This window comes from Cytophaga sp. FL35 (genome assembly GCF_014349235.1).
Lineage (GTDB): Bacteria > Bacteroidota > Bacteroidia > Flavobacteriales > Flavobacteriaceae > Euzebyella.
This window is the reverse complement of the sequence record NZ_JACSOH010000041.1, coordinates 1-23,340: the sequence shown is the minus strand read 5'-3', so window position 1 is coordinate 23,340 and position 23,340 is coordinate 1. Positions and strand designations below refer to the sequence as shown.

General features: G+C 37.9%; 25 protein-coding genes and 1 pseudogene. 5 read left to right on the top strand and 21 right to left on the bottom strand.

Annotated elements, in window-relative coordinates:
* Positions 1 to 1,070: 1,070 nt before the first annotated feature.
* Entirely contained in the window at positions 1,071 to 2,306 is a 1,236-nt protein-coding gene (locus BIZ36_RS19740; RefSeq protein ID WP_187459596.1) for a response regulator, read from the bottom strand.
* A 238-nt stretch (positions 2,307 to 2,544) separates the two neighbouring features.
* On the opposite strand from BIZ36_RS19740, the gene BIZ36_RS19735 reads away from it, so the two are divergent.
* Positions 2,545 to 3,834 carry a glycoside hydrolase family 99 protein gene (locus BIZ36_RS19735; RefSeq protein ID WP_187459595.1) on the top strand — a complete coding sequence of 430 codons (1,290 nt, stop codon included), beginning with the start codon at positions 2,545 to 2,547 and terminating at the stop codon, positions 3,832 to 3,834.
* Between the two features lie 325 nt (positions 3,835 to 4,159).
* Here BIZ36_RS19735 and BIZ36_RS19730 read toward each other — a convergent pair whose 3' ends face one another.
* Both BIZ36_RS19730 and BIZ36_RS21365 read right to left on the bottom strand, forming a co-directional pair.
* Positions 4,160 to 4,438 (bottom strand): hypothetical protein, encoded by a 279-nt coding sequence (locus BIZ36_RS19730; protein WP_187459594.1) that lies wholly within the window; start codon positions 4,436 to 4,438, stop codon positions 4,160 to 4,162.
* 278 nt (positions 4,439 to 4,716) lie between these two features.
* Entirely contained in the window at positions 4,717 to 4,887 is a 171-nt protein-coding gene (locus BIZ36_RS21365) for a DUF6747 family protein (RefSeq protein ID WP_353616863.1), read from the bottom strand.
* A 430-nt stretch (positions 4,888 to 5,317) separates the two neighbouring features.
* On the opposite strand from BIZ36_RS21365, the gene BIZ36_RS19725 reads away from it, so the two are divergent.
* Positions 5,318 to 5,719 (top strand): hypothetical protein, encoded by a 402-nt coding sequence (locus BIZ36_RS19725; protein ID WP_187459593.1) that lies wholly within the window; start codon positions 5,318 to 5,320, stop codon positions 5,717 to 5,719.
* Between the two features lie 472 nt (positions 5,720 to 6,191).
* On the opposite strand, the gene BIZ36_RS19720 is transcribed toward BIZ36_RS19725, so the two are convergent.
* Entirely contained in the window at positions 6,192 to 6,923 is a 732-nt protein-coding gene (locus BIZ36_RS19720; protein ID WP_187459592.1) for a DoxX family protein, read from the bottom strand.
* Between the two features lie 574 nt (positions 6,924 to 7,497).
* Positions 7,498 to 7,701 (bottom strand): hypothetical protein, encoded by a 204-nt coding sequence (locus BIZ36_RS19715; protein WP_187459591.1) that lies wholly within the window; start codon positions 7,699 to 7,701, stop codon positions 7,498 to 7,500.
* Between the two features lie 358 nt (positions 7,702 to 8,059).
* Here BIZ36_RS19715 and BIZ36_RS19710 point away from each other — a divergent pair, with 358 nt between their 5' ends.
* Positions 8,060 to 8,635, top strand: coding sequence for a biliverdin-producing heme oxygenase (locus BIZ36_RS19710; protein ID WP_187459590.1), 576 nt, complete (start codon positions 8,060 to 8,062; stop codon positions 8,633 to 8,635).
* On the opposite strand, the gene BIZ36_RS19705 is transcribed toward BIZ36_RS19710, so the two are convergent.
* The 3 genes from BIZ36_RS19705 to BIZ36_RS19695 all read right to left on the bottom strand — a co-directional run bounded on the left by BIZ36_RS19705 (position 8,604) and on the right by BIZ36_RS19695 (position 12,494).
* Positions 8,604 to 10,856 (bottom strand): ATP-binding protein, encoded by a 2,253-nt coding sequence (locus tag BIZ36_RS19705; RefSeq protein WP_187459589.1) that lies wholly within the window; start codon positions 10,854 to 10,856, stop codon positions 8,604 to 8,606. The genes BIZ36_RS19710 and BIZ36_RS19705 overlap by 32 nt on opposite strands.
* Positions 10,857 to 10,859: 3 nt before the next feature.
* The gene (locus BIZ36_RS19700; RefSeq protein ID WP_187459588.1) at positions 10,860 to 11,312 is read right to left on the bottom strand and encodes a response regulator; all 453 of its coding nucleotides are present in this window, start codon (positions 11,310 to 11,312) and stop codon (positions 10,860 to 10,862) included.
* A 579-nt stretch (positions 11,313 to 11,891) separates the two neighbouring features.
* Positions 11,892 to 12,494 (bottom strand): DUF2652 domain-containing protein, encoded by a 603-nt coding sequence (locus BIZ36_RS19695; protein WP_187459587.1) that lies wholly within the window; start codon positions 12,492 to 12,494, stop codon positions 11,892 to 11,894.
* Positions 12,495 to 13,021: 527 nt separating this feature from the next.
* Between BIZ36_RS19695 and BIZ36_RS19690 the strand changes: the two genes are divergently transcribed.
* Positions 13,022 to 13,393 (top strand): hypothetical protein, encoded by a 372-nt coding sequence (locus BIZ36_RS19690; protein ID WP_187459586.1) that lies wholly within the window; start codon positions 13,022 to 13,024, stop codon positions 13,391 to 13,393.
* Positions 13,394 to 13,503: 110 nt separating this feature from the next.
* On the opposite strand, the gene BIZ36_RS19685 is transcribed toward BIZ36_RS19690, so the two are convergent.
* Together BIZ36_RS19685 and BIZ36_RS19680 are read right to left on the bottom strand one after the other, a co-directional pair.
* Positions 13,504 to 13,659 (bottom strand): lmo0937 family membrane protein, encoded by a 156-nt coding sequence (locus BIZ36_RS19685; protein WP_187459585.1) that lies wholly within the window; start codon positions 13,657 to 13,659, stop codon positions 13,504 to 13,506.
* Positions 13,660 to 13,756: 97 nt separating this feature from the next.
* Positions 13,757 to 14,770 carry an AI-2E family transporter gene (locus tag BIZ36_RS19680; protein ID WP_187459584.1) on the bottom strand — a complete coding sequence of 338 codons (1,014 nt, stop codon included), beginning with the start codon at positions 14,768 to 14,770 and terminating at the stop codon, positions 13,757 to 13,759.
* Between the two features lie 169 nt (positions 14,771 to 14,939).
* Here BIZ36_RS19680 and BIZ36_RS19675 point away from each other — a divergent pair, with 169 nt between their 5' ends.
* Complete coding sequence (locus tag BIZ36_RS19675; RefSeq protein ID WP_187459583.1) at positions 14,940 to 15,215, top strand: transposase; 276 nt, start codon at positions 14,940 to 14,942, stop codon at positions 15,213 to 15,215.
* Positions 15,216 to 15,583: 368 nt separating this feature from the next.
* Here BIZ36_RS19675 and BIZ36_RS19670 read toward each other — a convergent pair whose 3' ends face one another.
* The 11 genes and pseudogenes from BIZ36_RS19670 to BIZ36_RS20960 form a co-directional block, all read right to left on the bottom strand.
* Positions 15,584 to 15,862, bottom strand: coding sequence for a hypothetical protein (locus BIZ36_RS19670; protein ID WP_187459582.1), 279 nt, complete (start codon positions 15,860 to 15,862; stop codon positions 15,584 to 15,586).
* Positions 15,863 to 16,052: 190 nt separating this feature from the next.
* Positions 16,053 to 16,511, bottom strand: a complete 459-nt coding sequence (locus BIZ36_RS19665; protein WP_187459581.1) for a DinB family protein — start codon at positions 16,509 to 16,511, stop codon at positions 16,053 to 16,055.
* A 95-nt stretch (positions 16,512 to 16,606) separates the two neighbouring features.
* Positions 16,607 to 17,041: a response regulator gene (locus tag BIZ36_RS19660; RefSeq protein WP_162987858.1), complete on the bottom strand. Its 435-nt coding sequence runs from the start codon at positions 17,039 to 17,041 to the stop codon at positions 16,607 to 16,609.
* Between the two features lie 204 nt (positions 17,042 to 17,245).
* Entirely contained in the window at positions 17,246 to 18,397 is a 1,152-nt protein-coding gene (locus BIZ36_RS19655) for a phytochrome family protein (RefSeq protein WP_121848501.1), read from the bottom strand.
* A gap of 1 nt (position 18,398) precedes the next feature.
* A complete protein-coding gene (locus BIZ36_RS19650; RefSeq protein ID WP_187459580.1) occupies positions 18,399 to 19,211 on the bottom strand; it encodes an alpha/beta fold hydrolase in 813 nt (270 codons plus the stop codon).
* A 280-nt stretch (positions 19,212 to 19,491) separates the two neighbouring features.
* Positions 19,492 to 20,640: a zinc-dependent alcohol dehydrogenase gene (locus tag BIZ36_RS19645; RefSeq protein ID WP_187459579.1), complete on the bottom strand. Its 1,149-nt coding sequence runs from the start codon at positions 20,638 to 20,640 to the stop codon at positions 19,492 to 19,494.
* A gap of 389 nt (positions 20,641 to 21,029) precedes the next feature.
* Complete coding sequence (locus tag BIZ36_RS19640) at positions 21,030 to 21,455, bottom strand: hypothetical protein (RefSeq protein ID WP_187459578.1); 426 nt, start codon at positions 21,453 to 21,455, stop codon at positions 21,030 to 21,032.
* A gap of 277 nt (positions 21,456 to 21,732) precedes the next feature.
* Positions 21,733 to 21,984, bottom strand: a complete 252-nt coding sequence (locus BIZ36_RS19635; RefSeq protein WP_187459577.1) for a P-loop NTPase family protein — start codon at positions 21,982 to 21,984, stop codon at positions 21,733 to 21,735.
* A gap of 75 nt (positions 21,985 to 22,059) precedes the next feature.
* Positions 22,060 to 22,461, bottom strand: coding sequence for a hypothetical protein (locus BIZ36_RS19630; protein ID WP_187459576.1), 402 nt, complete (start codon positions 22,459 to 22,461; stop codon positions 22,060 to 22,062).
* On the bottom strand, positions 22,458 to 23,159 hold the full coding sequence (locus BIZ36_RS19625) for a DUF4386 domain-containing protein (protein ID WP_187459575.1): 702 nt from the start codon (positions 23,157 to 23,159) through the stop codon (positions 22,458 to 22,460). The genes BIZ36_RS19630 and BIZ36_RS19625 overlap by 4 nt, the downstream gene beginning before the upstream one ends.
* Positions 23,152 to 23,340, bottom strand: a pseudogene (locus BIZ36_RS20960) (DUF6326 family protein); the annotation flags it as partial. The gene BIZ36_RS19625 and the pseudogene BIZ36_RS20960, both read right to left, overlap by 8 nt.

Here is a 23,340-nt window from a genome sequence, read left to right as displayed (position 1 = left end):
CTAAATACAACACATAAGTAAATCCAAACTATTCACTACTTGTTCGGTTACTTGTTCGCTACTTGTTCGGTTTGTATTCTTGAGAATCGTTTTTTTGAAATATATTTATTCAACTATACTTTCTTGGAATACTTTTTAATTAAAAACCCAGTAAATATCATAAAGACTACACAGAAGATTATGGCCCCGATAATCTTTTCGTAAATACTGTACGCAAGAAATCCTATTAAAACAAAAAAACCAAGTTTCCAACCAATAAGGACCAATCGAAGGAAGGTATTTTGGTTAAATTCTTTCATCCTTTATTTGAATTTTCTACTAAGTTACTATTTCCAAATCATCAATTATACAAAACAGGGAAGGCTACAATGCAAATTAAAGAAAACGTGAACGCAAGGGAAATTATGTAATTGAGAATTCTTAAAAAGCGGCCAAGAAGTTCACTCCTATCTAATATATTCTATGTTCTTTGGCCGTTCTGGTCAATTAGTATTGGGGCGCTAAATTCGGTTATTCTACAATTGGAATTGCTCAAGAATTAAGTATGTTAATTTTTTTAACAAATGCCATATTTTGATTAACTTAATAATGTTTTTAAAAACTTGTGTTAGTTATGGGTGGATATAATACCCTTTCTGTCCCCCCATAAAGGCTAGGTGCACCTGGCCTTTTTTGCGCTAGAGGTATTCTTACCTTGATAAGGAATATAATCTAAGGTCATGGACCTTTCGTATCCAGTGGATTATAGTTGTACCAAAATCATTTAATAGCCCTAAGTTCTTAAACAATTATAGTGTCCAATTTAAGACGGGAACCGTTATTTAATAGGAAGTTATAACGGTCAATGTGTTCGTAATGTGTCAGTTATTAAAAGCTGACACATGTTTTTATAATATTAGGGTATTTACTCCGTTGAATCCATACATCAAACCCACATATTGATTTTGAAGTTAAAAGCAAGGTAAAAGGTCAGCTAAAAGCTGACCTTTTTTATGCTTATCTATCAAGTTTGAATTTTACTTTTAGGTAGCCTTGTCGAGGTAGAGTCCAAAATTTTCACCTTGATTAGTTTATTGGATCTGTTCTACCAAATCGTTAGCGGCTCTTTCACCTACTGATTCACTTTTAATGGATGATTTATTTTTAGTGATATATCCAAGAGGTAATACATCGTATTTTAAATGTATGCTTGCGATTTGACCTAAAATTGATAAGGAGTCCCTAAATGACAATTTAGATCCTTCCATATGGGTCCACTTGTCCAATGGGACTTCCGAGATAAGCTTTACTACATATTTGTGCCCATATTCTTTTGACAGTCTTTTGAAGATCTCTACATCAAAAAGCCACTTTGTATAGAACGGTTGCTTGAAGGCGACATTGACCACATCCCTTTTCATGATCTTTGCCCCGCACTGGGTATCTTGAAACGGCATTTTCACTGTGAGCCTTATTAGTCGGTTGACGATTCTACTAATAATTGCCCTGGAGCCTTTCCTCGATATCTGCGCGCCCATGCGTTCAATCCTGGAACCACTGCAAATCAGGTTATTTGATCGCTTCAGTTCGTCCTGTAATTTTTTAAGATCTTTGAAATCCGTGGAAAGGTCGGCATCTAAAAAGCCAATATATTCGATATCCGTGTTCTCCAAAAGGCTTAATGCTCCGAGCCTTACGGCCTCTGCCTTTCCTACGTTAGTTTTTTGGTCCAACACAATTACGCTATGTTCGAATTCCTTTTTAAAAGAGTTCAGCAGGTCCAATGTTCCGTCGCTACTGCCATCGTTCACGAAACATAGGTGGTAACCTAAGTTTTTATGTAAAAACTCTCTAAAGGTTTCAAGTTTCAATCTTTCTTCCTCATTGTAACAGGGAATCACTATACCCACCACATTGGGCTGTATATATTGCTCCTGGGGTAAGGTCTTATGGGATTTGATACAAGTTGGATTTTTAAGGAGTTGCTTTATTCTTACGGATATTTCCCTTAGACTTACAGGTTTCTGTAAAAAACCATCGGCACCAAAGTTAAATGCCTCTTGTTTGACCTTCTCGTCATTAGTTCCTGACAGGACCAATATCGGGACATTTACGGAATAGTTTTCCCTGATATATTTGATGATCAAAAGACCCGATACACTTGGTATGTTGATATCGACTATCACAAGGTCGGGTTTAAAACTTGTGAGCATACTTACTCCCTGATGCCCATTGGTGGTAGTCTCTACTTCATACCCGAGTTGTACCAAACACTTCTTGAGGTACAATAGAACAATTCTTTGGTCATCGATGGCTAAAATTTTCATAGGTAACTTGATTTGGGTTTGTTAAGAATTTATTAACAAAATAAACACTATTATATTGTGGTATTTTCTTACACTTTATCGAATTTGATGTTTTTATGTAAGATTATTCTTCTTATTTACGTTTTACAATAAAAAATTTATGACCGGACATTACCACTGTAAATCGTTAATCTTACTAATCTCTGTTCTGATCGTAAGTTGCTCCAAAGAATTGGGGCAAAATCCCATCCCTGCCGCAATGGAAACATCAACCGTTCGGCCCAGCGATAGTATCCTTAGGAAGGTTCTTTCGGACGAGGACAATTTTATCGGTCCCGAGCACACTGGAAAACAGGAGGTCGGCGAAGAAATGAAAGTGATGAAAAGCAATCCGAAAAAAATCTATGCCCACTACATGCCGTGGTTTCAGAGCAAGGATTATGATTCCTTCTGGGGCAAACATTGGACAATGGCCAATAGGGACCCGGATAATATCGATAGCAATGGAAAAAGGGAAATAGCGTCTTTCTATTATCCAGAAATAGGCCCCTATTCCTCTATGGACCCGGACTTACAGGAGTACCATTTCTTATTGATGAAACTGTCCGGTATCGATGGGGTCATTTTCGATTGGTATGGAAGTAGGGACATGTTCGATTATGGGACTATGAAGAGTTCTACGGAAACGTTCATGTGGAGGCTAGAGGACCTTGGGCTCGACTTTTCGATTATGTATGAAGATAGAACGGCCTTTCAAGCCGTAGAAATGGGAATGGCAACTGATGTGATAGCAGCGGCCCAAGAAGACTTTTTGTATGTTAAGCACACCTATTTGGACAGTCCAAGGTATATGCACTGGGACGGTAAGCCACTTATTTTTGTGTTCGGCCCCCATTACATTCAACAGCCCTCGCAATGGGACCAAATTTTTACAGTTTTCGAAAACGGGGAAAAACCAAATTATATATCACTTTGGTCCACATCCGATCGTTGGGTCGGAAATAGTGCAAGTGGTGAATTTGCCTGGATCGACAAAACACATCTCGATGCGCATGGCCATTATTATTGGCATATGGACCAAACACAAAAGCTTACGGTCGGAAGTATTTATCCAGGGTTCGAGAGCTTTTATGGATCGGGGGGCTGGGGTACCGCACACGATTGGTCCATTTACCCTAACAATGGGCTTATATTTTTTGAAACATTGGATTACACCCATCAGCAGACATCGGATTTCATCCAAATTGCAACTTGGAACGATTTCGGCGAGGGAACTGTGATAGAACCTACAAAGGAATTTGGCTTCACCTATTTGGAAATGCTCCAAGACTATACAGGCGTACCCTACGATACCTCGGATTTACAGCTGGCGTTGGACCTTTACCATCTCAGAAAAGAACTGGCATTGACCACGAATACTTTTAAGGTCCAGAACAATGGCAAATCACGAAGCCCCCAAAGGTATCTGGACAGGGCGTACTTTTATATCAAGAAAGGCCGACTGACCAGGGCACGCCTATTGTTATGGGCAGTGGAGAGGTTTTATTAATAATGGCGTGTTCAAAAAGTTCTTTAAGGTTATGACCGAACGTTCTCTCTTGTAACAGCTTTTGTATCCTTCAAAGTCATAATAAAGGGATAGACCAATTGAATTAGTATTTTGAAACCAATCGTTGCGGAACAAAATTGCATTCGTTGATCAAAGACCATACATTGGTCACGGGAATACAAGATCGAAGGATCAATATAAAATCCGTTATAAACATCATTTCTTTCACGACAAGTGGTAAGATAAGCAGATTATGGATTTGGACCGGACTAATCGCTATTTAAAAACTTATCGGACATCACGGGCATACATTTTCAAATGGTAATTACAAAGGGCCAAGGCTTCTCTGTGATCTTTTCAATGCCATAACAATTTTCATCAAGGCCAAAGCAAAAGTAGAAGCAAACTCCTCGATATCCGGTATCTTGTGGACCTGACCTAGCATTTCATAACCATTCCCAAATTCACGGGCGAGCTTCTTCTTAGGAAATTTCAAATCATCCTTTAAGCTTGTGATTTCCTCAAAAATTTCCGCAGCTTTATGTCGACTATAATAATCGTCCTGATAGTTCCTGATTAGTTCAATTAGATACTTATTACTCATAGTCTGTACTTTGGAATTTGCTAGGGAAAAACCACAAAATTAAATAATTTTCCTACTTTTTTGTGATAATTAACTTAATTTTGGTTCAGGATATAAAATAATTGACAGCCTTCGAATCTATCTTATTGCTTTTGGCTTGTTACTCCACAATAAGTAATTAAAGAGGCCTATTTATACTGAAGAATCAATCCAATTGGTACAATAATACACCTAAGGAAATAAGGAACATCGCCATCGATATCCAAATCCAATGATCGGTTTTTCTTTTATCCACTATTTTACTGGAAAGGGAAGCCCGTGAATATCCTATAAAGAAATGCATAGGCCACGATTAACAATAAAACTATGGTAAACCAAGTGAAGACCCTAAAATAATTCCTTATCAGATAGTTGCTAATGTTCTTTATGCTTTCTAGGTAAATGCTCTTAAGAAGTAAAACTGTTTTCATATTCGGGGGATTTCCGTACGAAATTATCTGTATCCCCCTCCTCACCCAAAACACTTCGTTGTACCGCCCATTTATTCTTTTAAACCAATTTTGAATGGCGATTGCACAAAAAGACCATATTCCTTAGAATTGTCCGCTGGTCTTAACCATAAAAAAGAAATAGGGCTTTCCTGATGGAAAGCCCTTGGATAGAAATACACATGACACTAACCATTAACTATAAATATCCTATCCAGAAATTCTTTTGTTCTTTATGCGTATATAAGTTAAACCAAGCCATTGACAAAATATTGCAATGGGGGGAATCACATAGTTAAACATATACTTAACTTTAAAAGGCTCAATCCTTATAATTAACTGATTACTAACGGATAATTAGAATTAATTTGTTAACTTATAAGCTGTCTCGCTTTTACAATTCACTTTATAAATGAAGGCTTATATCATAGACAGGGACCTTGTCGGTCTTTTTGCCATGCAGTATAAACTGCAGCAAATCGATATTTTCGACTACATTATGGTATGTGATGATCTGAGTAGGGCTAAACACTTTATTCTGAACGAGGGCAACTGTACACTGCTATCATATATGTTTATCATCAAAATGCATGCCGATAGTTCTCCCGAACGTCGGCTATTGCACAATCTTTGCAATGTAGCGAAGAACGAATTAAAATTTTACATCATATCCGATTCTTACAGCCCAAAAGTGAATGAGGTCGTCAAGGACTATTCGATCGTAAGGGGAATACTGAATCGACCCATTCATCAGGAATCCATATTGAACATGTTGTCCAAAGAGACCGGCGAAACACATTCCGTTCGGGTTTAATGTATGGTCGGTCTAAGGCCATTCCTACAACTTGGCTATTATTCCGTCTTGTTCTATTCTATCGCATCCTTTTTTTGAACTTTTCTCTAAGTTACGATTTCTAAATTATCAACTGTAGAAAATGGGGAAGGCTACATTTTTAGGGAAGGCTACAATTTGAAGTAGAAAAGTCCGGATCACAGAACAATGTAGGTGACCTTGCCCCCGGCAAGTATCACATCGGTTAGCAAGTGACCGGACTTATTATAGCTTATGATCATACAGATGCCGGTGAACACCAAATAAGTGTATCACATATAGGATGCGGAGCAAGTTATATTGGTGTTGAATGATTGATGATCCTATCGGAATTATCAACGGTTCAACACCCAAAATCAACATTATAAAGTAATTAAAAAATAAAACAGTAACTTTAAAGAACTGGACTAGGGCTTTTCATAGGATACGTTGTTGTGCGTAGTCTTTTCCGCTTTTAGTTCTTTTCCATTCTTTTTTTATTTTCCGAAAAATTTTCTAAACAGTCATCTAACTTATTGCCTTTTGAATGAATACACTCACAAAATTCATTTCCAATATTTTCATATTTAGTATTAGTATATTGTTTTTTACAATCGGATAATGAATTTCTTGGCATAATATCAAATCCTTTTAGAAATATTAAAATTGTAAGTCCAAAGGTTAAGGCAACTCCACCAAAAAACAGAAATGGGAATTTATTGTTCCATTTTTTTGGTCGCTTTACAATACCATAATCTGGTATATTTTTAAATGGTAAAATATATTTTAACTTGTCATAATTCCAAACGAGAATATACAAATTTGCTAAAACCATTAATGGTGCAGAAATAAATGAACCTTCAAATCGTACAGCAAAAGAAAGAATACAAATATTCACTATTATTGGAAAATAGAGTATTGCTCCTAAAGTGACAGTTCGAGGTACTAGCAATAAAACGGCTGAAAAAACTTGAGCATAACCAATGAAGTGATAATAATATCCTGTGCGATACAGTGCAGTTAGATATGCTCCCATCGGATGAATTTCCGACAATCCGCTAGCAAATCGTTCGTCAATTATTTTTGTTATTCCCGCAACTATAAATCCAAGAGCTAAAGTCAGTCGGCAAAAAATTGAAAAATACCAATACCATCTGTTTGCTTTTATTTTCAGGTAAAATTGGTCGAATTTAGTCAGATTGTTCAATTATTCACGATTTTTATTAGATTACGCAGAACGCAGGGCTATGTGTAGTGGTGCGTTTGGATTTTTGTTTGTCGTACCGACAAGGTACGTAAAAAAGAAAAATACAAGGGAGCACACCAGAATGCATATAGCGGTTGATATGCACAGTTTTCCTCGATGTCGCCTAAAGGTGATGATATCGATGGTCCCTCATCCTACGGCCATTGCAATCTGACATAGCCCTGCGATGACGCACAAATCCCAAAGTGCGGGAATTGGAGCGGAGCGACAATGTAGCGATTTGGGTTCACCTTTAGATGACCGAGCGAAGCGACCGATGAATACCTTTGAAAAACAATAAAAATGTTATGAATAATTGTGCATCATCGGTCTAGTGTATGAGCAGTAGCGGACTTATAGCCACAAACTTTTCGGTTAAACACTTACCTTTATTAATATTCATTACGTTTCAATTTTGCACTTAAACCGCTATTGTTTATAGCATCGATGAAAAAGCAGTAAGTCGAGTATTCTTTTTTTGAACTTTCCATTAAAATACGATTTCTGAATTATCATTTGTAGAAAATGGGGAAGGCTACACACTGGTTTTGTCTTTTCTGAGTTTTGAAAATGTGAAACCTTTTTGAACGTATTTCAAGAAATCCGTTTTCCCAAGTCCAATTCTTATACTGTCATTTTTCTCCAACTCGTATTTTTGAAAGAGATTTTGGGCGAACGCATCACTGTAGAAAAAGGAAAGTAAAAGAAAAGTTGAAGATATTTTGAAAATTGTTTTCATACTTCGGTGGTTCTAATTGCTTGACTTGAAAAGCCCTTTGTAGTCTTGTGATTGGATTTTATAGTCATACCAATAACACGTGTTAGGAGACTTTGATTGCTTAACAAAAATAACCTAAAACATTCAAAATTAGTTTTTTGGGTATCATCTGAAATGATTTGTAGTGGTAATTCGGATAAGTCGAACAATATGATATTACATTGACAAGTGCCTAATTCGTAATCCATATTTTTAACCCTAACGTAAAGTGAAGCAGTGTAAAAGCAACTTATTAAGCTAAAAAAATAAAAAACACCATGTTCAAGAAGATTTTTATTTTCTCTAATTTGCGATGAATATTATAATTTAAGGGAATTACATGGCAATTTTAGACGACTTAAAGATTAAATCTAAAGACGAACATTTAAAAGTTGAAAGAGTCTTGATCAATGAGTTAAATAATATCACTACCAATGAGGACTATGGAAAGCTTTTAGAGCGTTTGTTCCTATTTTATGAGCCACTGGAAAACGCAGTTCATAAAATTGTCAAAAAATCCCTGATTCCCGACATTGACCAGAGAAAGCATGTGCACATGATAAATTTGGACTTCGAAAAATTGCAGTATAAGTTGGGCTATATAACAAAAAATTATACTCCGCACATAAGGTCCGTCTCCTATGCACTTGGTTCCCTGTATGTAATGGAAGGCTCAACGATGGGAGGTAGAATAATTGCAAAAATGCTTAAAAAGAAGAATGAAAAGTTCAGTACTTTTTATTTCAATTCCTACGATACTAGGACTGAGGATATGTGGCATTCTTTTAAGACTACTATAATCCTTATTGAGCCGGACATTCATTACGAGGAAATGTATTTAGGTGCCATAGAAACATTCGAAAATTTAAGATTATGGTTGTTATCTACTTCGTCTTCGGAAAATATAAGCGAATAGTAGCGCCCACATCTTTAATACCTTCTGCCCTGATGAGCCCGTTATGCTTGAGCATTATTTTTTTACAGAACGCGAGACCGATTCCTGTACCCTCATACTCTGATACACTATGTAACCTGCCAAATATTTTAAATATCTTTTCATTGTGTTCCTTATCAAAACCAATTCCGTTGTCCTTTAGGGCGATTACTGAATACAAATCGGACTTTTCATCTTCCAAATCATTGAATATTTCGATGACAACGTCCCTTTTATTATTCTTAAATTTAAGGGAATTGTTAATTACATTTAACAAGCATTGTCTCAATAAAAATGGTATACCATATATCTTTGGGAGCTTTTTATCAATATGTAGAGTGGCCTCATGATCCAATAAGTTGTCTTTTATTTCCTCTTGGACCTCTAACATTAAATTATAAGAGTTTATTTCTTCAAATTTCTCAAGGGCGGTATTGGTCTGGTTATATTGCAATATATTCTTTACTAAGGTTTGCATCCTCTCTGCCGATTTGGCCATTCTACCAATTCTATTGACCAAAATTTCGGAAACATTATATTTTTCCTTGTTTTCCAATAAAACGGATGCCATCATCCTAATTTTTCGTAGTGGTTCTTGAAGATCGTGTGTACTTATCCAACTAATATTGTCCAATTCCGTATTTACGGCCTTCAAATGTTCGCTCAAGATTCTTTGACGTTCCTTATCTTCATTTGTAATTATAGACCTAACTAAGTTCTGCAGAAATACCTTAAATTTTTGCGCAGCATTTATTTCGGGAATTAACCATGGTTTGCTGGTATCCTTAACGTTTTGAACATAGGACTCGAATGACTTCCGGGGTGACAACCCGTTTTTATCTTTCTCTATCGATTTTTTGGGGTCACCGGCCCAAGTAATTGTCTGAACAGTAGGCACCCTAAACCAAATAATGTAATTTTCACTATCTAAAACGTGAAAGAGTGCGCCTGGGAACATTGTGAAATCTTCACTTTTTTGATTATAAATTCGGGGCATATCTGATATTGCTACCATATGTGGATAATCGCTATTTTCTTTTAAAACCTCTGAATAGCGCTCCACAATGTGACGCTCCGGCACCAATCCCCTAAAATAAAAATCCCCTCCAATTAGAGCTGCAACTCCATCACTATTACTTAATCGGTAAATGGAATCATGTTGGAACATTTTTTTAATGGATGACCGATCGAAAGCCAAGTCATGGGATACTAAAGAATCAACATGTTTATTTACTTGACCCGATACCTCATATTGTTCATTTAAAATTCGGACATCAATTTGGGAAGTAATAAAATGGCCATGTAGTTTAACGCTATTCCTTACTTCCTGACTAAGATATTTAGGGGAATAATGATGACAGGCAATTAGACCCCACAATTTACCCTTATGTATTAAGGATACAGTTAGGGTCGCACCCACCCCCATATTTTCTAAATACTGCAAATGTATGGGAGATACACTCCTTAAAACTGAGAGACTCAAATTCAAAGTCTCCAATTTACTTTCAGCATAAGTATACAGTTTTACAGGCTGATATTTGACATCGCCAATAATCCTTAAAAGATTTTTTGTATAAAGTTCTCTGGCTTGCCGCGGAATATCGGTATGCGGATAATGAAGACCTAAAAATGGTTCTAAGTGATTCTCTTTACTTTCCGCATAGACCTCCCCGTTATATTCCTTATCGAATTTATAGATCATTACACGATCATAATCCGTTATATCTTTAATAGCTATTGCTACGGAATTGCATAAATCCTTTAGATTATTAGTGTCTTCAATATAGCTTAATAATTTCTTGCTTGAATTATAAAGTCCGGCCTCCTTGTCCGGACCGACCAAAGATTTCTCCCCTTCAAAAACAATGTTATCACCGGACTCATGTATGGTAAAAGCAAAGGACGAGCCAAAACATTCTTCACTGAACGTAATTTTTTGCCCAGGGCTCCCTTGGTTTAATTCGTTCAAATGCCCTAAGATATTAAACTTAAAAAATTTATCGATTTCTTGACCCAAAATTGATTTATAATCTATGCCCAAAAAAGAACCTATGTTTTCACTACAGACATTGACGATTTTGGATTTGTTATTTATGGAAAGTAAAAAGCCCTGCGGTTGTATCAAACCTGGAATATGAATTGCCTCATCCTCGCAGTTCTCCAGATTAACGATATCCCTGTTTACAATATCCTTAAACTTCATATTCTATTGTACTAAAAGATTAAAAATAAAATCATTGGGTGGAGCGGTTTCTCGGTCAAAGTCAATTCGGATCGCCTTACTTATCAACTTTGTCAAATCACCGAATTTACTCGGTTTAATGGCATAGTAATTAGCACCCAATTCTCGGCTTTTATTAATAAAATTTCTATCATAGCTTGTAGAATACGTTACTACCGGCAAGTTCTTCAAATTTTGGTCTGTCCGTAATTCCCTTAAATAATCAAAACCACTTTTAGCGGGCATGTTAATGTCCAGAAAAACAATCTTATTCTCAGCCTCATCTTTTTCTATGAACTTTAAAAAGTTATATCCATTCTCACAAATGTAAAGTTTGACCGATTGCTCATTATATTCTGGAATTGAAAGTAAGGCATCTTCAAAGATCAACATATCGTCTTCATCGTCCTCTATGTAAAAAACTGAATATTTATTCATGGGGGAAAATATGATGATTTAACATTCTTTTAGGAACTACATTACCTGCAATTATAAAATTTTTTAGAAAACTTTTATAACTTAAACGATAAAACTAAAGCAGATTTAGAAAAGTGGATAATCATGTAGTCATCTACTTACTAACGAAATTTTGTTAGGATTTTCAAGTTTTTCTCAGGTTAGTTGCACGGGATTAGATATTTACCCGTGGATTTAGGCAGGTAATATTCGGGCGTGCTCCGTACCATTAGGAAACCCTTTTTAGAAGGTTTTGGAACTCTTTAATTAACCATACTGATAGAATTTGGACACCCTCAATTTATAGTGTATCAATGGCCAACTATAATCTGTTTTAACCTTATTGCCCAATACCCTCCTAAATTTTATTTATGACCGAATGCAGCTTTTGATTATATAGAGGTACAAAAATATACTTACTATAAATTAAAGCAGGTTTCCTAATTAAGACTAAAAAATACGGTACGTAGTAGAAAAACTTTTAAATCCCCTCATCATGTAGGCACACAAGTCGTGAGGGTAATTGGACTTGCATTATTTAATCCAGAACCTTGACTTTTATTAACTAGGAAGCAATGGAGATAATGGTACATAACTGAAACCGACCTTGCCTATATGTTCGCTTGTTACCGACCCTCTGACACTTTGCGTCCAACCTACCTTTTCATCAATATTGCCATCATACTGATCCAACAACTTGTCCGATATCAAGATATATTCATTTAAGGGAACATCGTTCTTCAATAGCCGATGAGCCGCAATAATGTCCTCCCCCATAAGTTTTATATGTTTGCCAACCGTAACATGGGCAATTTCCTCCCCAAAATGCAAAATAATTTTTAGGCCCAATATTTTAGGTATTTGTGTTACGTTTTCAGACACTCGCTCCTTTTCTAGTAGTTCCTCTATATGACGATAAAATTCATTATAAAAACTTTTGCACTGGTCTATTAGCCTTTCAAGTGAAGGCAATTTACCTTGTTTGTAGAAAAGAACGGCGTCCCCTTCAATTTCGGAAATCTTAAGACCAATCTGGTTGGAGTAAATAATTTTATTCAGTAGGGAAGGTATTACCCTGGATCCTAAATCAAAATCAACTTTGGACATGAATTCCGTAAAACCGCTTATATCCGGAATACATATTAGTGTTGGAAATGGTTTCATAATAAGTTTTATACTTACAAGATATAACATAGTGATAATATGGCATTTCCTCTGAACGCTTAGGGGCAATAATAAATTTTTAAGGGTCAAAATCATCCCACATGAACTTCTATTCTTGTTCTTAAATTAATCCCCCCTTTCCAATGTTTGGAAAAAACCGATTATTGCCCTCTTCTATTTTCATCATTTCACTTTTTATAGCTTTAATAAATATTTGCAGAACGCTCCATTTAGTACATTGGATTTCGGAATATGGAATGAGTTTAATTTATTTCGGTGCAGCATCCATTACGGCCCTGCTTATCAAGAATTACATTTTAAACTGAAAATCAAATGTATTTAACTGTCCGTTAAAGACACCATCTATATTTATGAATGGTTCGGACTTACACTTAAAAATAATTTTAGGGCATGGTTATATTCTTGGAAAGTAAACCGTCGGATTTATCGAATGCACTATTTATTTTGATTGTTTGGTTGATCAAAAACTTTAAGGTCAGTTATTTTTACCCAAAACTATATGAAAGATGACAAAAACGGATGTACTGGATAAAGAATTGAGCAATGCCTATGCGTTGACCAAGCAAATTAACAATCTCTTTGAAAACTTCGATCATTCATTCCTTGAAAAAAGGACAAAATCGGCATTGACCGCCTATCTTGATTGGAACCAAAAAAATGAAAGGAGGTTTTCTGACAGTTCAAGGGAATTGGGAATAAATCCAGGGAATACGATTGATTCCGTTGCAAAGGAAATGCTGGAAAATATTGGTGAATTGGATAATGGAAAACTTTCCAAAAGTGTCAAGAACCTTTCCTTTAAATTGTGTCTGAACCGTTTATTGTCATACCACAAAGCTAATATGGAAAATATCCAGGAATTGTTGGGTAGTCAATAATACTATAAAAAATTTGTCCTCAGCTTATTCTTAAAATAAGTATTAGCAATGATTCCTGCATAAAATTAAAGCTGGGACGGCCGATCATTGACCACCCCAGCCTATCAATCCTAAATCTTTCTTCCGCTAACCAAATTGTATATCAATAGGACTACGGCAATCACCAAAATGGCGTGAATGATACTTCCAACATCCGGCAGTAACGTGAAACCGAGCAACCAAGCCACGACCAATACCACGATGATAATCCATAACGTACTTTTCATAATTTATATGTTTTTATTGATTAGGTCTACAAATTACTTAATGGAGTTAGGTACAGGTAACTTAATCAAAGACATAAATAACTGTTTCGGATTCATTCTAATCAATCCCGATTTTGACGGATTCACGATATATCCGTTGCATAATGACCAGGGTACTTAGCACGATGGGACCTATGACCACTCCAACGATTCCAAACAGTGGGATACCCACCAGTACCCCTATTAAAGTCTGTAAGGGGTGAATGTTATCGTAATGTTTGAGAAACATCATTCTTACCAGATTATCCACAGTGGAAACTATGATAATGCCGTACAGAAGTACTCCCCATGCCGCTTCATCATTGTTGGATCCAAGTAACAACAAAAAAAGAGGGATGAAACCCAAGGCAGAACCAATGAAAGGCACCAGGGATGCAAAGCCGATTATTAGGGACCAAAAGAGCACATCCTCCACACCCAGAAAATAGAATCCGACAGAAGCTACAATGGCTTGGGTAAAGGCGGTTACAGGAATCCCTATAAAATTAGACCTAATCTTCCGTCGTACAGGTACAGCCACTCTCTTGATATCTTTATTCGAAAAAGGTAGATAGTCGGTATATCTACGGTTTTTATCGGCCTTAAAAAGCAACATATAATAAAGAGAACCTACCATTAAAAGAAGAGCAATGGCGGTGTTTAGAATATTTTGCCCTAACATACCGGTGCCTTCCATGACATATGAGGATAGAACCTCTGGGTCAAGGCCCCACTCAAAATCATGTCCTATATATTTTTTAACTATGAACATCAATTTATCCATAGCATTGGATATTGCCCAAGTCCCCTCCATTACTTTGTCCATCTTTTTCCATATCAATATCAAAAGGACCGTGGGAGGCGCACACACAGCTAACATTGTGAGCATTGTTAGCAAACCTGATGCCCATCTTGGACTTACGCCCTTTTCGATCAATTCCTCCATCTTACATTCCAAATGGACATAAAAGATTATGGTGGCCATTAGCCCTGGTAGGTAGGGAGATAATTGCCAGAGAATAAAAACCAGCAGTACAATTATTAAGGATAATAGAAATAATTGTTTTAAGAACCTCGGCTTTAAGTTGGGCATTTAAAGTAGTTTGGAAAAGCTGGAAGCTAATTCATAAAAAAACTTTAAAGGTGTCCATTAAAAGGTATTATGTGCTTAAAGAAAATTTTAAAAGCCGTTTTTTTAAGATTGAACTATGTAGATACCCCAAAAATTAGGGCAGTAAGTTAAATCATTGAATTTACTGAATATGACACGAAGAAAGTTTACCCCGAAGTTCAAGACCAAAGTGGTATTGGAAGCCTTAAAGGAGCAGCATAGCCTTGCCGAGCTTGCCCAGAAGTACGAGATTCACCCGACCCAGATCAGCGCATGGAAGCGCGACTTCCTCGATGGGGCCGAGCAGGTTTTCGAATCGGGCAAAAAGGATGCCTGCAGCGAGGCCGAAAGGGAGAAGGACAAACTTCTAAAGGCCATAGGCCAGTTGAAGGTCGAGAATGATTTTTTAAAGGACGCCTTGCGCTGAGACCACTCTCCGAAGGCAGAAAAATGATACGCAAGGGTCATTCCAAGATGAACAATGTAAAACAATGCGAAACATTGTCGGCCATCACCTACAATCTGAAAAAATACCTGAAATTCGAACAAAAATGTTCCATCCCGATAGCTATCGGTAGTGGGGCGGGACGGCTTGATTTGGCAACAACGCTGACTTGTTCCGTTACTTGTTCGCTATTTGTTTGGTTTGAATTGTTGAGAATCCTTTTTTTGAACTTTCCAATGTATTCTTGAATTGGTCAAATGAAGAGAAGGGTAGATTCTATCTTTATTATCCCGGTTTATCGATATTTCATACCTTATCCAAAGTTACAGACAAACTTCTTCAGAAAGTAATCATAAAAGGCTACGGATTCTTTGAGATTTTTTTAATGCCATAACAATTCTCATCAAGGCTAAAGCATAAGTAGAAGCAAACTCTTCCATATCCGATATCATATGAACCTGACCTAGCATTTCATAACCTTTCTCAAATTCACGAGCGAACTTCTCCTTAGGGAATCTCAATTCCCCCTTTAGACTTGTAATCTCTTCAAAAATTTCCGTAGCCTTATGTTTGGTATAATAATCGTCTTGATAATTCCTAATGAGTGCAATTAAATAATTATTTTTCATTGCCTTAAACTTTGAAATTTGACTGTCATCGGGGGAAGGAGCTTAAAGTTACAAAAAATCCCACCTATTTGTAGGTGATTTACTATTTATATAATCCGTAAAAGATAGCAGGCAGCGCAATAATTTTGGATAATGATATTTTAAGAAATATAATTCTAAGGGAATCGTTTATTTGAACTTTAATCTATCATTATTTTTGCTCATTTAAGAGCTTAATTATAATACCTATCTGCCCTAAGTGGTAAATATCGTGATGTAACATCCCATTTAATACAAATCGATATTCGTAATTACCTTGGAAGTCAGTATCATAGTATTTTGTATTTAGAAAATCATCTTCTTTGTCCTCTAGGAAATCAATTATTTCAATCAGACTCTTTCTGTATTCATCCAAAAGTGTTGGCCATCCAAGCTTGACCAAGTTCTCGTTCCCTAGCCAGTTTTCCCCCGCACCATCGGTAATCTTTCCGGAGCCAGTTCTAAGTTTAATCAATGTCTCTTTTCTCCAACATGTAAGGTGGGAGATTATCTCGGCAACGCTATGTAAATTGTCCAGTGGCCTTTTAAAAGGGTTTCCCTCTGTTATTTCTTCAAGCTTACGTTCATAGTTTTCTCCCATCCACAACTTTCGGTTCTGGACTTCGCACATTTGATTGATTAGTTCTCGTATTAAAACTCCCAATTGGTAATCATTTTTTTAGACTTTGACTTCGGGATTCGGCCACCAAAATGCAGGGTTTCGCCCTAGGCCGTTCTTGGGATTAAGCCCTTTTCGTTCAAGGAATCGATAAGATTCCTTAATTGCGAATGCATCCGTTCGACCGATGTCTCCTTGGTCAAAAAAGATGTCGCACCCATATCCAGAAGTTTCAGGCGTTCCTCCTCGGTAGATGAAGTGGTATAAATAACTACCGGGATCCTAGCGGTCAACCCGGCCTTATTAAGTTCCGCCAAGCATTCGGTCCCGTTCATGACGGGCATGTTCAAATCCAAGAATATCAATTTGGGGAGGGCCCCGGCAGATAGGTCCGTAAAATAGTCTATCAGTATCTTTCCGTTAGCAAACAGTTTCATCTCGATATCCGGATAGATTTCCTGCATCGCCTCCTCGAAAAACATTCTGTCATCTTCGTCGTCCTCTGCGTAGATCAGTGGGCTGATAATAGCATATTTGTTCATATCAAAATGGTTAGACGACATAAATATACCTCTTTTTTCCTTAATTTTAACGACATACGAATACGGCAGACCCTCTCCCTTTTTCCGCCCTGTTTTTTTTAAATATAAGAACTCTGATTTATCTTTTTTTGAACTTTCTAAAAGAGAAAAATATTGATCTATTGATTGTTTTGAAATCCAGCCGAGCACTTAAAGCAAGAACCTTTATAGCGATACATAGGGAAGTACAATCTCCATACTTACTTTTTCTGGACCGATGTTCTCCCTGCTAAACGATCCTCCATGGAGAGTTGTTATTTTCTCACAGAAAGCAAGATCCAAGCCTACACCTCGACGATCGCTACTTTCACTATTATTCCTTTTTACGGTATCTCGGTCACTTACTTGAGAATGTGTGATGATACATATTCGTAATTTTTTTCTATGGAACGTGTTTAGCACATTTTCGTTTGATTCAAACACCCGAGATGTTATTCTCAAGGTTTGTGCATGATCTGGACTGCTTATTCGGTTTACCAGCTCAAACAATTCCGTAAATAATAAATTTATCTTATTCTCGTCGCCATAGACCGATTCAACTTCCAGATCATAATAAAAACCATATGTAGATATGGAGCTCTTCGCCTTTGTTGATTCGATAATGCCCCTCAAATCAAAATGAGCCTTTCTTAACGGATAAAACTCAAGCTCACTATATTGTTGCAGACGTTTGGTCAATGAGTGTCCCTCAAATGCAATATCGATAATCCTATTCAAATTAAGGGCCAGTACTTCCCAACTGTATTTCCTTTTTGCTTCTGAGATGGTTTTGCTCGCGAAAAGCTGAATCTTTCGCAGGGGCTCCTGTAAATCGTGAGAAATCATTTTGTTCAGGATACGCAGCTCTTTATTAATGCTCCTTTCTTGACTTAGTTGGATCTCAAGGCTCTTTTGAACCTGCCCTAGCTCTTTTTGGGCCATCATCAACTCCTTATTTTTCAGCAGGGCGTTTTCCGCGGCATTTTTGGCCTCGATAAGTCCGCTCTCATAATCATTTCTCTTGTTTAGAAAAAGTCCGGTGAGAAAGATGTCATTGGCATCCATTGACATATTAAAGAGAAAGGGATGTTTGGTTCCGTCCTTTCCGATTAGGCTTAACACTATTTCATGTACCATATTCTTCTCGACCAGAATGGGATAGAAATGAGTTTTATAGAGGATTCTACTTCCCGGACTTAGAAGTGAATTGATGCTATTGTTTTTCAGCTCTTCTAAACCATAGCTTAATTTCCCAAGTATATATGGGTTGATATCGACTATTGATTCCTTGAGGGTCATACGGATTACCGCGCATGGCAACATATCAAAATCTGGCATTTTACGCTAGAAATTTTTCGGTCAAAAGTTCATTTTTAAGAACATCAATGGTCTCTCGCGGATGACTCAAATGGGGGCAATGGCCCGATGCATCCATGTTGACGATTTTACTGTTGGGCAAGTTATCCTTCACAAATTGACCTACTCTTTGGTTTGCTATATCATCCTCCGTACATTGTACTATCAGGCAAGGAATATCCACTTTGTTCAAGTCCTTTCTATTGTCCGAAAAAAATGTTACCCTGGCAAAATTCTTTGTAATGCTTTTGTCCATCGAGCAAAAGCTTTCCGCCAATTCCTCTGACAGGTGAGACTTTTCATGGTTTTTCATTACCACCGGTGCTAGATAGTTTGCCCATTCGATATAATTCGAATCAAGCATTTCCAGTAAATCTTCCAGTTCGCTTTTTTCGAACCCCCCATGATAATCACCCGTATTCAAATAGCAACTGGAAGGGCAGATCATTACCATCGACCGAAAAATTTTTGGCCTTTCGATATAGGCCAATACTCCGATCATCGAACTGACCGAATGACCAATAAATATGGCTTTTTCAATACTAAGTTCCTCACAAATTTCTATAATATCCTGGGCATACCCCGTTAATTTGCCATATCGATTTTCATCATAACACGTAATATCAGATCTGCCACATCCGACATAATCAAAGACCAACACCCTAAAATGCTTTTCCAGAAAAGGTAAGATATATCGCCACATTGCCTGATCACATCCGAAACCATGGGCAAGAATTATTGTTCGGTCACCATTACCGATCAATCGGACATTATTTCTGAGACTAATGGAAGACAACTTGGTGGATGTGATTAATAATTCGCAATTTAAACAAATAAAATTACAGTTTTTTAAGGTTCTAAGTTATCGTTTATTTGAACTTTTATAGAATAAAACATATCGTGGCAGTCTTACTATTATTAGAAAAATTTTTGTCGAAATTCGATTTCGTCGCAATTTCATTGTATTCCTTGTTCGCTCACGGACCGTCACCTTTGATATTTTGAGCAATAGAATCTAAATAAAAAACGGGCAACTACCGGTGCCCGCTCAAATAAATAAATTTCGTTCCCTTACATCAAGGTGTCAAAACGACCTTTACACATTTATCCTCCTTGTTCCTGAACATTTCGTAAGCCTTCGGAGCCTCATCCAATTTCATTCGATGAGTTATAATAAACGAGGGGTCGATTTTGCCCTCGACAACCTTTTGCAACAATGGTTCAAGATAATGCTGCATATGGGTCTGTCCCATCTTGAGGTTAAGGGATTTATTCATGGCAATACCCATCGGAAGGCCGTCGACCTTACCTACATACACCCCGGGAATGGATACGTTCCCTGCTTTTTTGCAAGATTTAAAGATTTGTGAGAGGGCGTTCGGTTGGGCCTTTTCGATGTCAGTGTCAAAACCTTCCGCACCATGGGCCTCGGCACCAACGCAATCGATACAGCAGTCGGGTCCCCTGCCATCGGTCATTTCCATCAATCGGGCATATACTTCATCGGCATCTACCGTCCTTATCACTTCGGCATCGCTATGCCTTTCCGCCATATCCAATCTTTCCTTTACCACATCTATGGCAATCACCCTTCCGGCGCCCAGCATCCATGCACTCTGGATAGCAAACTGTCCTACAGGGCCGCACCCCCAGATTGCGACGGTGTCCCCTGGTTTAATGTCCGCATTTTCAGCACCCATGTAGCCTGTAGGAAAGATGTCGGAAAGAAAAAGGCTCTGTTCGTCCGTTAGGGAATCGGGAACTTTGATAGGACCAACATCGGCATAGGGGACCCTGACATACTCCGCCTGTCCACCTGAGAACCCACCCAACATATGGGAAAATCCGAAAAGCCCTGAAATGGAATGTCCGAGGTTTTCCTTGCACAGTTCGGCGTTTGGATTCGAATTGTCGCACAAGGAAAATTTATCCTCATCACAATATTCACAGTTACCACAGGCAATCGTAAAGGGTATCACGACCCGGTCCCCTTTTTTGAATTTTTTCACCTCGGTACCGATTTCGACGACCTCGCCCATGAACTCGTGGCCGAGTATATCGTTCTCCTTCATGGTAGGAACAAGGCCACCGTAAAGGTGAAGGTCAGAACCACATATGGCGGTAGAGGTCACCTTTATTATTATATCTCTTTGATCTTCGATTTTGGGATCGGGAACGTTATCGATTCTGACGTCTTCCTTTCCATGGTAACATAATGCCTTCATAATATCTTTTTACATGAGACATAAATGTACCCTAATCAGGCTCGTATCATGTACCCATAAGAGACTATTTTTGACCGGAAAAGCTCACATTGGTTTCAAGGGGATTACCGATATAGCTTTTATTTGACAATAAATCAGGAATAATTCGCCCGTATCGCAACAAAAGATTTATCCTTTTTTTGAACTTTCCTCTAAGTTACGATTTCTGAATTATCAATTGTAGAAAATGGGTAAGGCTACATTTTTAGGGAAGGCCACAGCTACACTTGTTCGTTTACTTGTTCGCTACTGGTTCGGTTTGTATTCTTGAGAATCCTTTTTTTTTTTGACCTTTACCCTGAAAAAATGCATAAAACCCACATCGGTTCCGTAAACTATCATAATTTAAATTAAAGCTGAAGATTTCCCGAGACCAGTCCCACGTGACAACAATCGGTGCCAACGGTATACGCTTCACCGACCACTTCTTGGTTATCAATAAAGCCTCTGAACTGGATTATTCGCTCTTCGTTCAAACCCAAGATACCATCCTCTATCAATGGATATTTCCCATATTCCCGCAAACCTTCAAACTCTTCGGTCGAAAGCTGGATGGTTATATTTTTACCATTTTCAAGATTTACCACTTCAAAGGAATCCAGTAATATAGGGTTTTGGTTTTCATCCGTGACCGATACCAGTATTCTCACAAATTCCGCGATACATATTACCTGACCACAATCTTGATCTGAATCATCGTGATTGCTGCAGGAAACAAAGAGCGTAGCGGCTATTAAGGGCAGGAGCAGCAAGAAGAACGTACTTTTATTTATCATGGTCCCATATTTATCCATAATATGACCGAAGGAAGGAAAGGTTGCATGAATTTTATGGCTATTTTTTTGTGGAGCTATACCAATCATCCATCTCCTCAATCGTAACGTAAGTCAAATCTTTTTTATAGTGTTCCTTTTTTAATTGTACAAACCTAAATGACGGTAGTTCCAACCAGGATGTTCGCAGTTCCAAGGACTCTCATTTAAACTCGGGATTTTCGCGCCTTGCCACCCAATTCAAAAGGACACGTAAATTGTGTTGTACCGCCCACTTGTTTTAAATCTGCGCCGTGGCGGCCCACTCCATGCCTTTTCGACTGCTGTACCCTTCATTCACGCTCCAAACGGATAAGTAAGCCAAATCGATTATCGTCAGCCACGACTTCCCCAATGTCATTAGCGAACCGTTGAAAATACTATTTTGTTTGACATTGGCGTCTTTTTTCAAGGCTTGATTTCGTTTTTCCAAGGGAATTTTCTGTCTCCATGGTGGTCCGGTCCCTTCCCAATAATTACCATCCGTATCCAAATGAACAAAATCCGTTCTGTTTCAAATTCCACCGCCCAAAGCCGTGGTAACCGCACCCGAAGCTCCAACATAAATTCATATTGCTTCAATAGTATTTAAGATAATAAGTCCCCCCAACAAAAACGCTATCGGTGCGATCAACCGAAAGTAAACAGGTTTAAGTATATCGGCACTTTTCATCGAAAACCTATGGTGGAGTTTTCTTGGAACGAGATAAAGTATGAGGGATGTAGCGAACATAAACCACCCTAAAACTTCAAACGCTTTGGGTAATCGGGAAAAATCGGCATAACCGATGAGGGCCAAGGAAACAATCAACCTAATGGTAATCTCAGTGTAGTTGATCAGGTTCGTGCTTCCGAATTTTCTCAGGAACATTTGCGCCTTATGAGGTACGAACAACATAATAAATCCAGCAAGAATTATAAATGCCCCGAATGACAGTACGATCCATTTTAGAATAAAGAAATTTGTCATTCGTTTAAGGGCTTTCTTGTATTGGTGCCCATGATCGAGAGCCACAGGGCTATACCGATTTCCCCAAGAGCAGCGGGAATGCCCGCTACATCTGAAAGCGTTGTTCCAGAAAAACTTTCGAAAATAAATCCGCCAAAGAATGTTGCCAAATATCCAAAGCATCCTGCCATCAATAGTACTCCCAAAACCTTGGGAAGAAAGCCTGACTTATAGACCAAATATCCAAACGGCAAGAGCCATAGTCCCCAAAATAGCTGCAACACCTCAAGTCCGTTGCTGTACCGCTCAAGATGAAATAGCACCCGGTCTGCCAATGATGCATCCACAATTCCAAAGCTATCGGATTTTTGAATCAGTTCCAGTACCGTAAATTCGCTCAGAATATTCACAAAGGAGATGGGAACGCTTATAATGGCAAAAAGTACCATCAGAAAGGCAGCTTTTTTATTGGTTTCATTTAAAAGTTTGTAAAGCACCAACGGCAAAAGCGTAAAAATTATAAATGAAACGATCGCTACTATAATTCCCGATCGAAACAAATACCCGGACTCCCTGATGTTCTCAAGTGTAGTTGTTGCATCGTCCCAAACAATCAACCGGGAAGGTATATATACCAAGTAGAACAAGCCGCAAAGAACCAACAGGATATATAACGATCCTGCCAAGCGGGCGGTTCTGTTTCTATGTCTTCTATCCATCGACAATATGTTTGGGCCATTTCCAGGCATACCATACAATCAGGAAGGTAATGATACTTTCGAGAAATGCAAAGAAAACATAAAAGCTGTACCACTCTGTCATGGAATTGAACCCAATGAACAACATCATCAATGTAAACAATGTGCCAAAAAGGATGTTCAAGACCCTATTGATTTTAGG

Coding starts and splice junctions, on each gene's coding strand:
- BIZ36_RS19740 (WP_187459596.1), bottom strand. CDS start 2,306: ATGAAAATTTTAGCCATCGATGACCAAAGAATTGTTCTATTGTACCTC.
- BIZ36_RS19735 (WP_187459595.1), top strand. CDS start 2,545: ATGGAAACATCAACCGTTCGGCCCAGCGATAGTATCCTTAGGAAGGTT.
- BIZ36_RS19730 (WP_187459594.1), bottom strand. CDS start 4,438: ATGAGTAATAAGTATCTAATTGAACTAATCAGGAACTATCAGGACGAT.
- BIZ36_RS21365 (WP_353616863.1), bottom strand. CDS start 4,887: ATGAAAACAGTTTTACTTCTTAAGAGCATTTACCTAGAAAGCATAAAG.
- BIZ36_RS19725 (WP_187459593.1), top strand. CDS start 5,318: ATGAAGGCTTATATCATAGACAGGGACCTTGTCGGTCTTTTTGCCATG.
- BIZ36_RS19715 (WP_187459591.1), bottom strand. CDS start 7,701: ATGAAAACAATTTTCAAAATATCTTCAACTTTTCTTTTACTTTCCTTT.
- BIZ36_RS19710 (WP_187459590.1), top strand. CDS start 8,060: ATGGCAATTTTAGACGACTTAAAGATTAAATCTAAAGACGAACATTTA.
- BIZ36_RS19705 (WP_187459589.1), bottom strand. CDS start 10,856: ATGAAGTTTAAGGATATTGTAAACAGGGATATCGTTAATCTGGAGAAC.
- BIZ36_RS19700 (WP_187459588.1), bottom strand. CDS start 11,312: ATGAATAAATATTCAGTTTTTTACATAGAGGACGATGAAGACGATATG.
- BIZ36_RS19695 (WP_187459587.1), bottom strand. CDS start 12,494: ATGAAACCATTTCCAACACTAATATGTATTCCGGATATAAGCGGTTTT.
- BIZ36_RS19690 (WP_187459586.1), top strand. CDS start 13,022: ATGACAAAAACGGATGTACTGGATAAAGAATTGAGCAATGCCTATGCG.
- BIZ36_RS19685 (WP_187459585.1), bottom strand. CDS start 13,659: ATGAAAAGTACGTTATGGATTATCATCGTGGTATTGGTCGTGGCTTGG.
- BIZ36_RS19680 (WP_187459584.1), bottom strand. CDS start 14,770: ATGCCCAACTTAAAGCCGAGGTTCTTAAAACAATTATTTCTATTATCC.
- BIZ36_RS19675 (WP_187459583.1), top strand. CDS start 14,940: ATGACACGAAGAAAGTTTACCCCGAAGTTCAAGACCAAAGTGGTATTG.
- BIZ36_RS19670 (WP_187459582.1), bottom strand. CDS start 15,862: ATGAAAAATAATTATTTAATTGCACTCATTAGGAATTATCAAGACGAT.
- BIZ36_RS19665 (WP_187459581.1), bottom strand. CDS start 16,511: ATGTGCGAAGTCCAGAACCGAAAGTTGTGGATGGGAGAAAACTATGAA.
- BIZ36_RS19660 (WP_162987858.1), bottom strand. CDS start 17,041: ATGAACAAATATGCTATTATCAGCCCACTGATCTACGCAGAGGACGAC.
- BIZ36_RS19655 (WP_121848501.1), bottom strand. CDS start 18,397: ATGCCAGATTTTGATATGTTGCCATGCGCGGTAATCCGTATGACCCTC.
- BIZ36_RS19645 (WP_187459579.1), bottom strand. CDS start 20,640: ATGAAGGCATTATGTTACCATGGAAAGGAAGACGTCAGAATCGATAAC.
- BIZ36_RS19640 (WP_187459578.1), bottom strand. CDS start 21,455: ATGATAAATAAAAGTACGTTCTTCTTGCTGCTCCTGCCCTTAATAGCC.
- BIZ36_RS19630 (WP_187459576.1), bottom strand. CDS start 22,461: ATGACAAATTTCTTTATTCTAAAATGGATCGTACTGTCATTCGGGGCA.
- BIZ36_RS19625 (WP_187459575.1), bottom strand. CDS start 23,159: ATGGATAGAAGACATAGAAACAGAACCGCCCGCTTGGCAGGATCGTTA.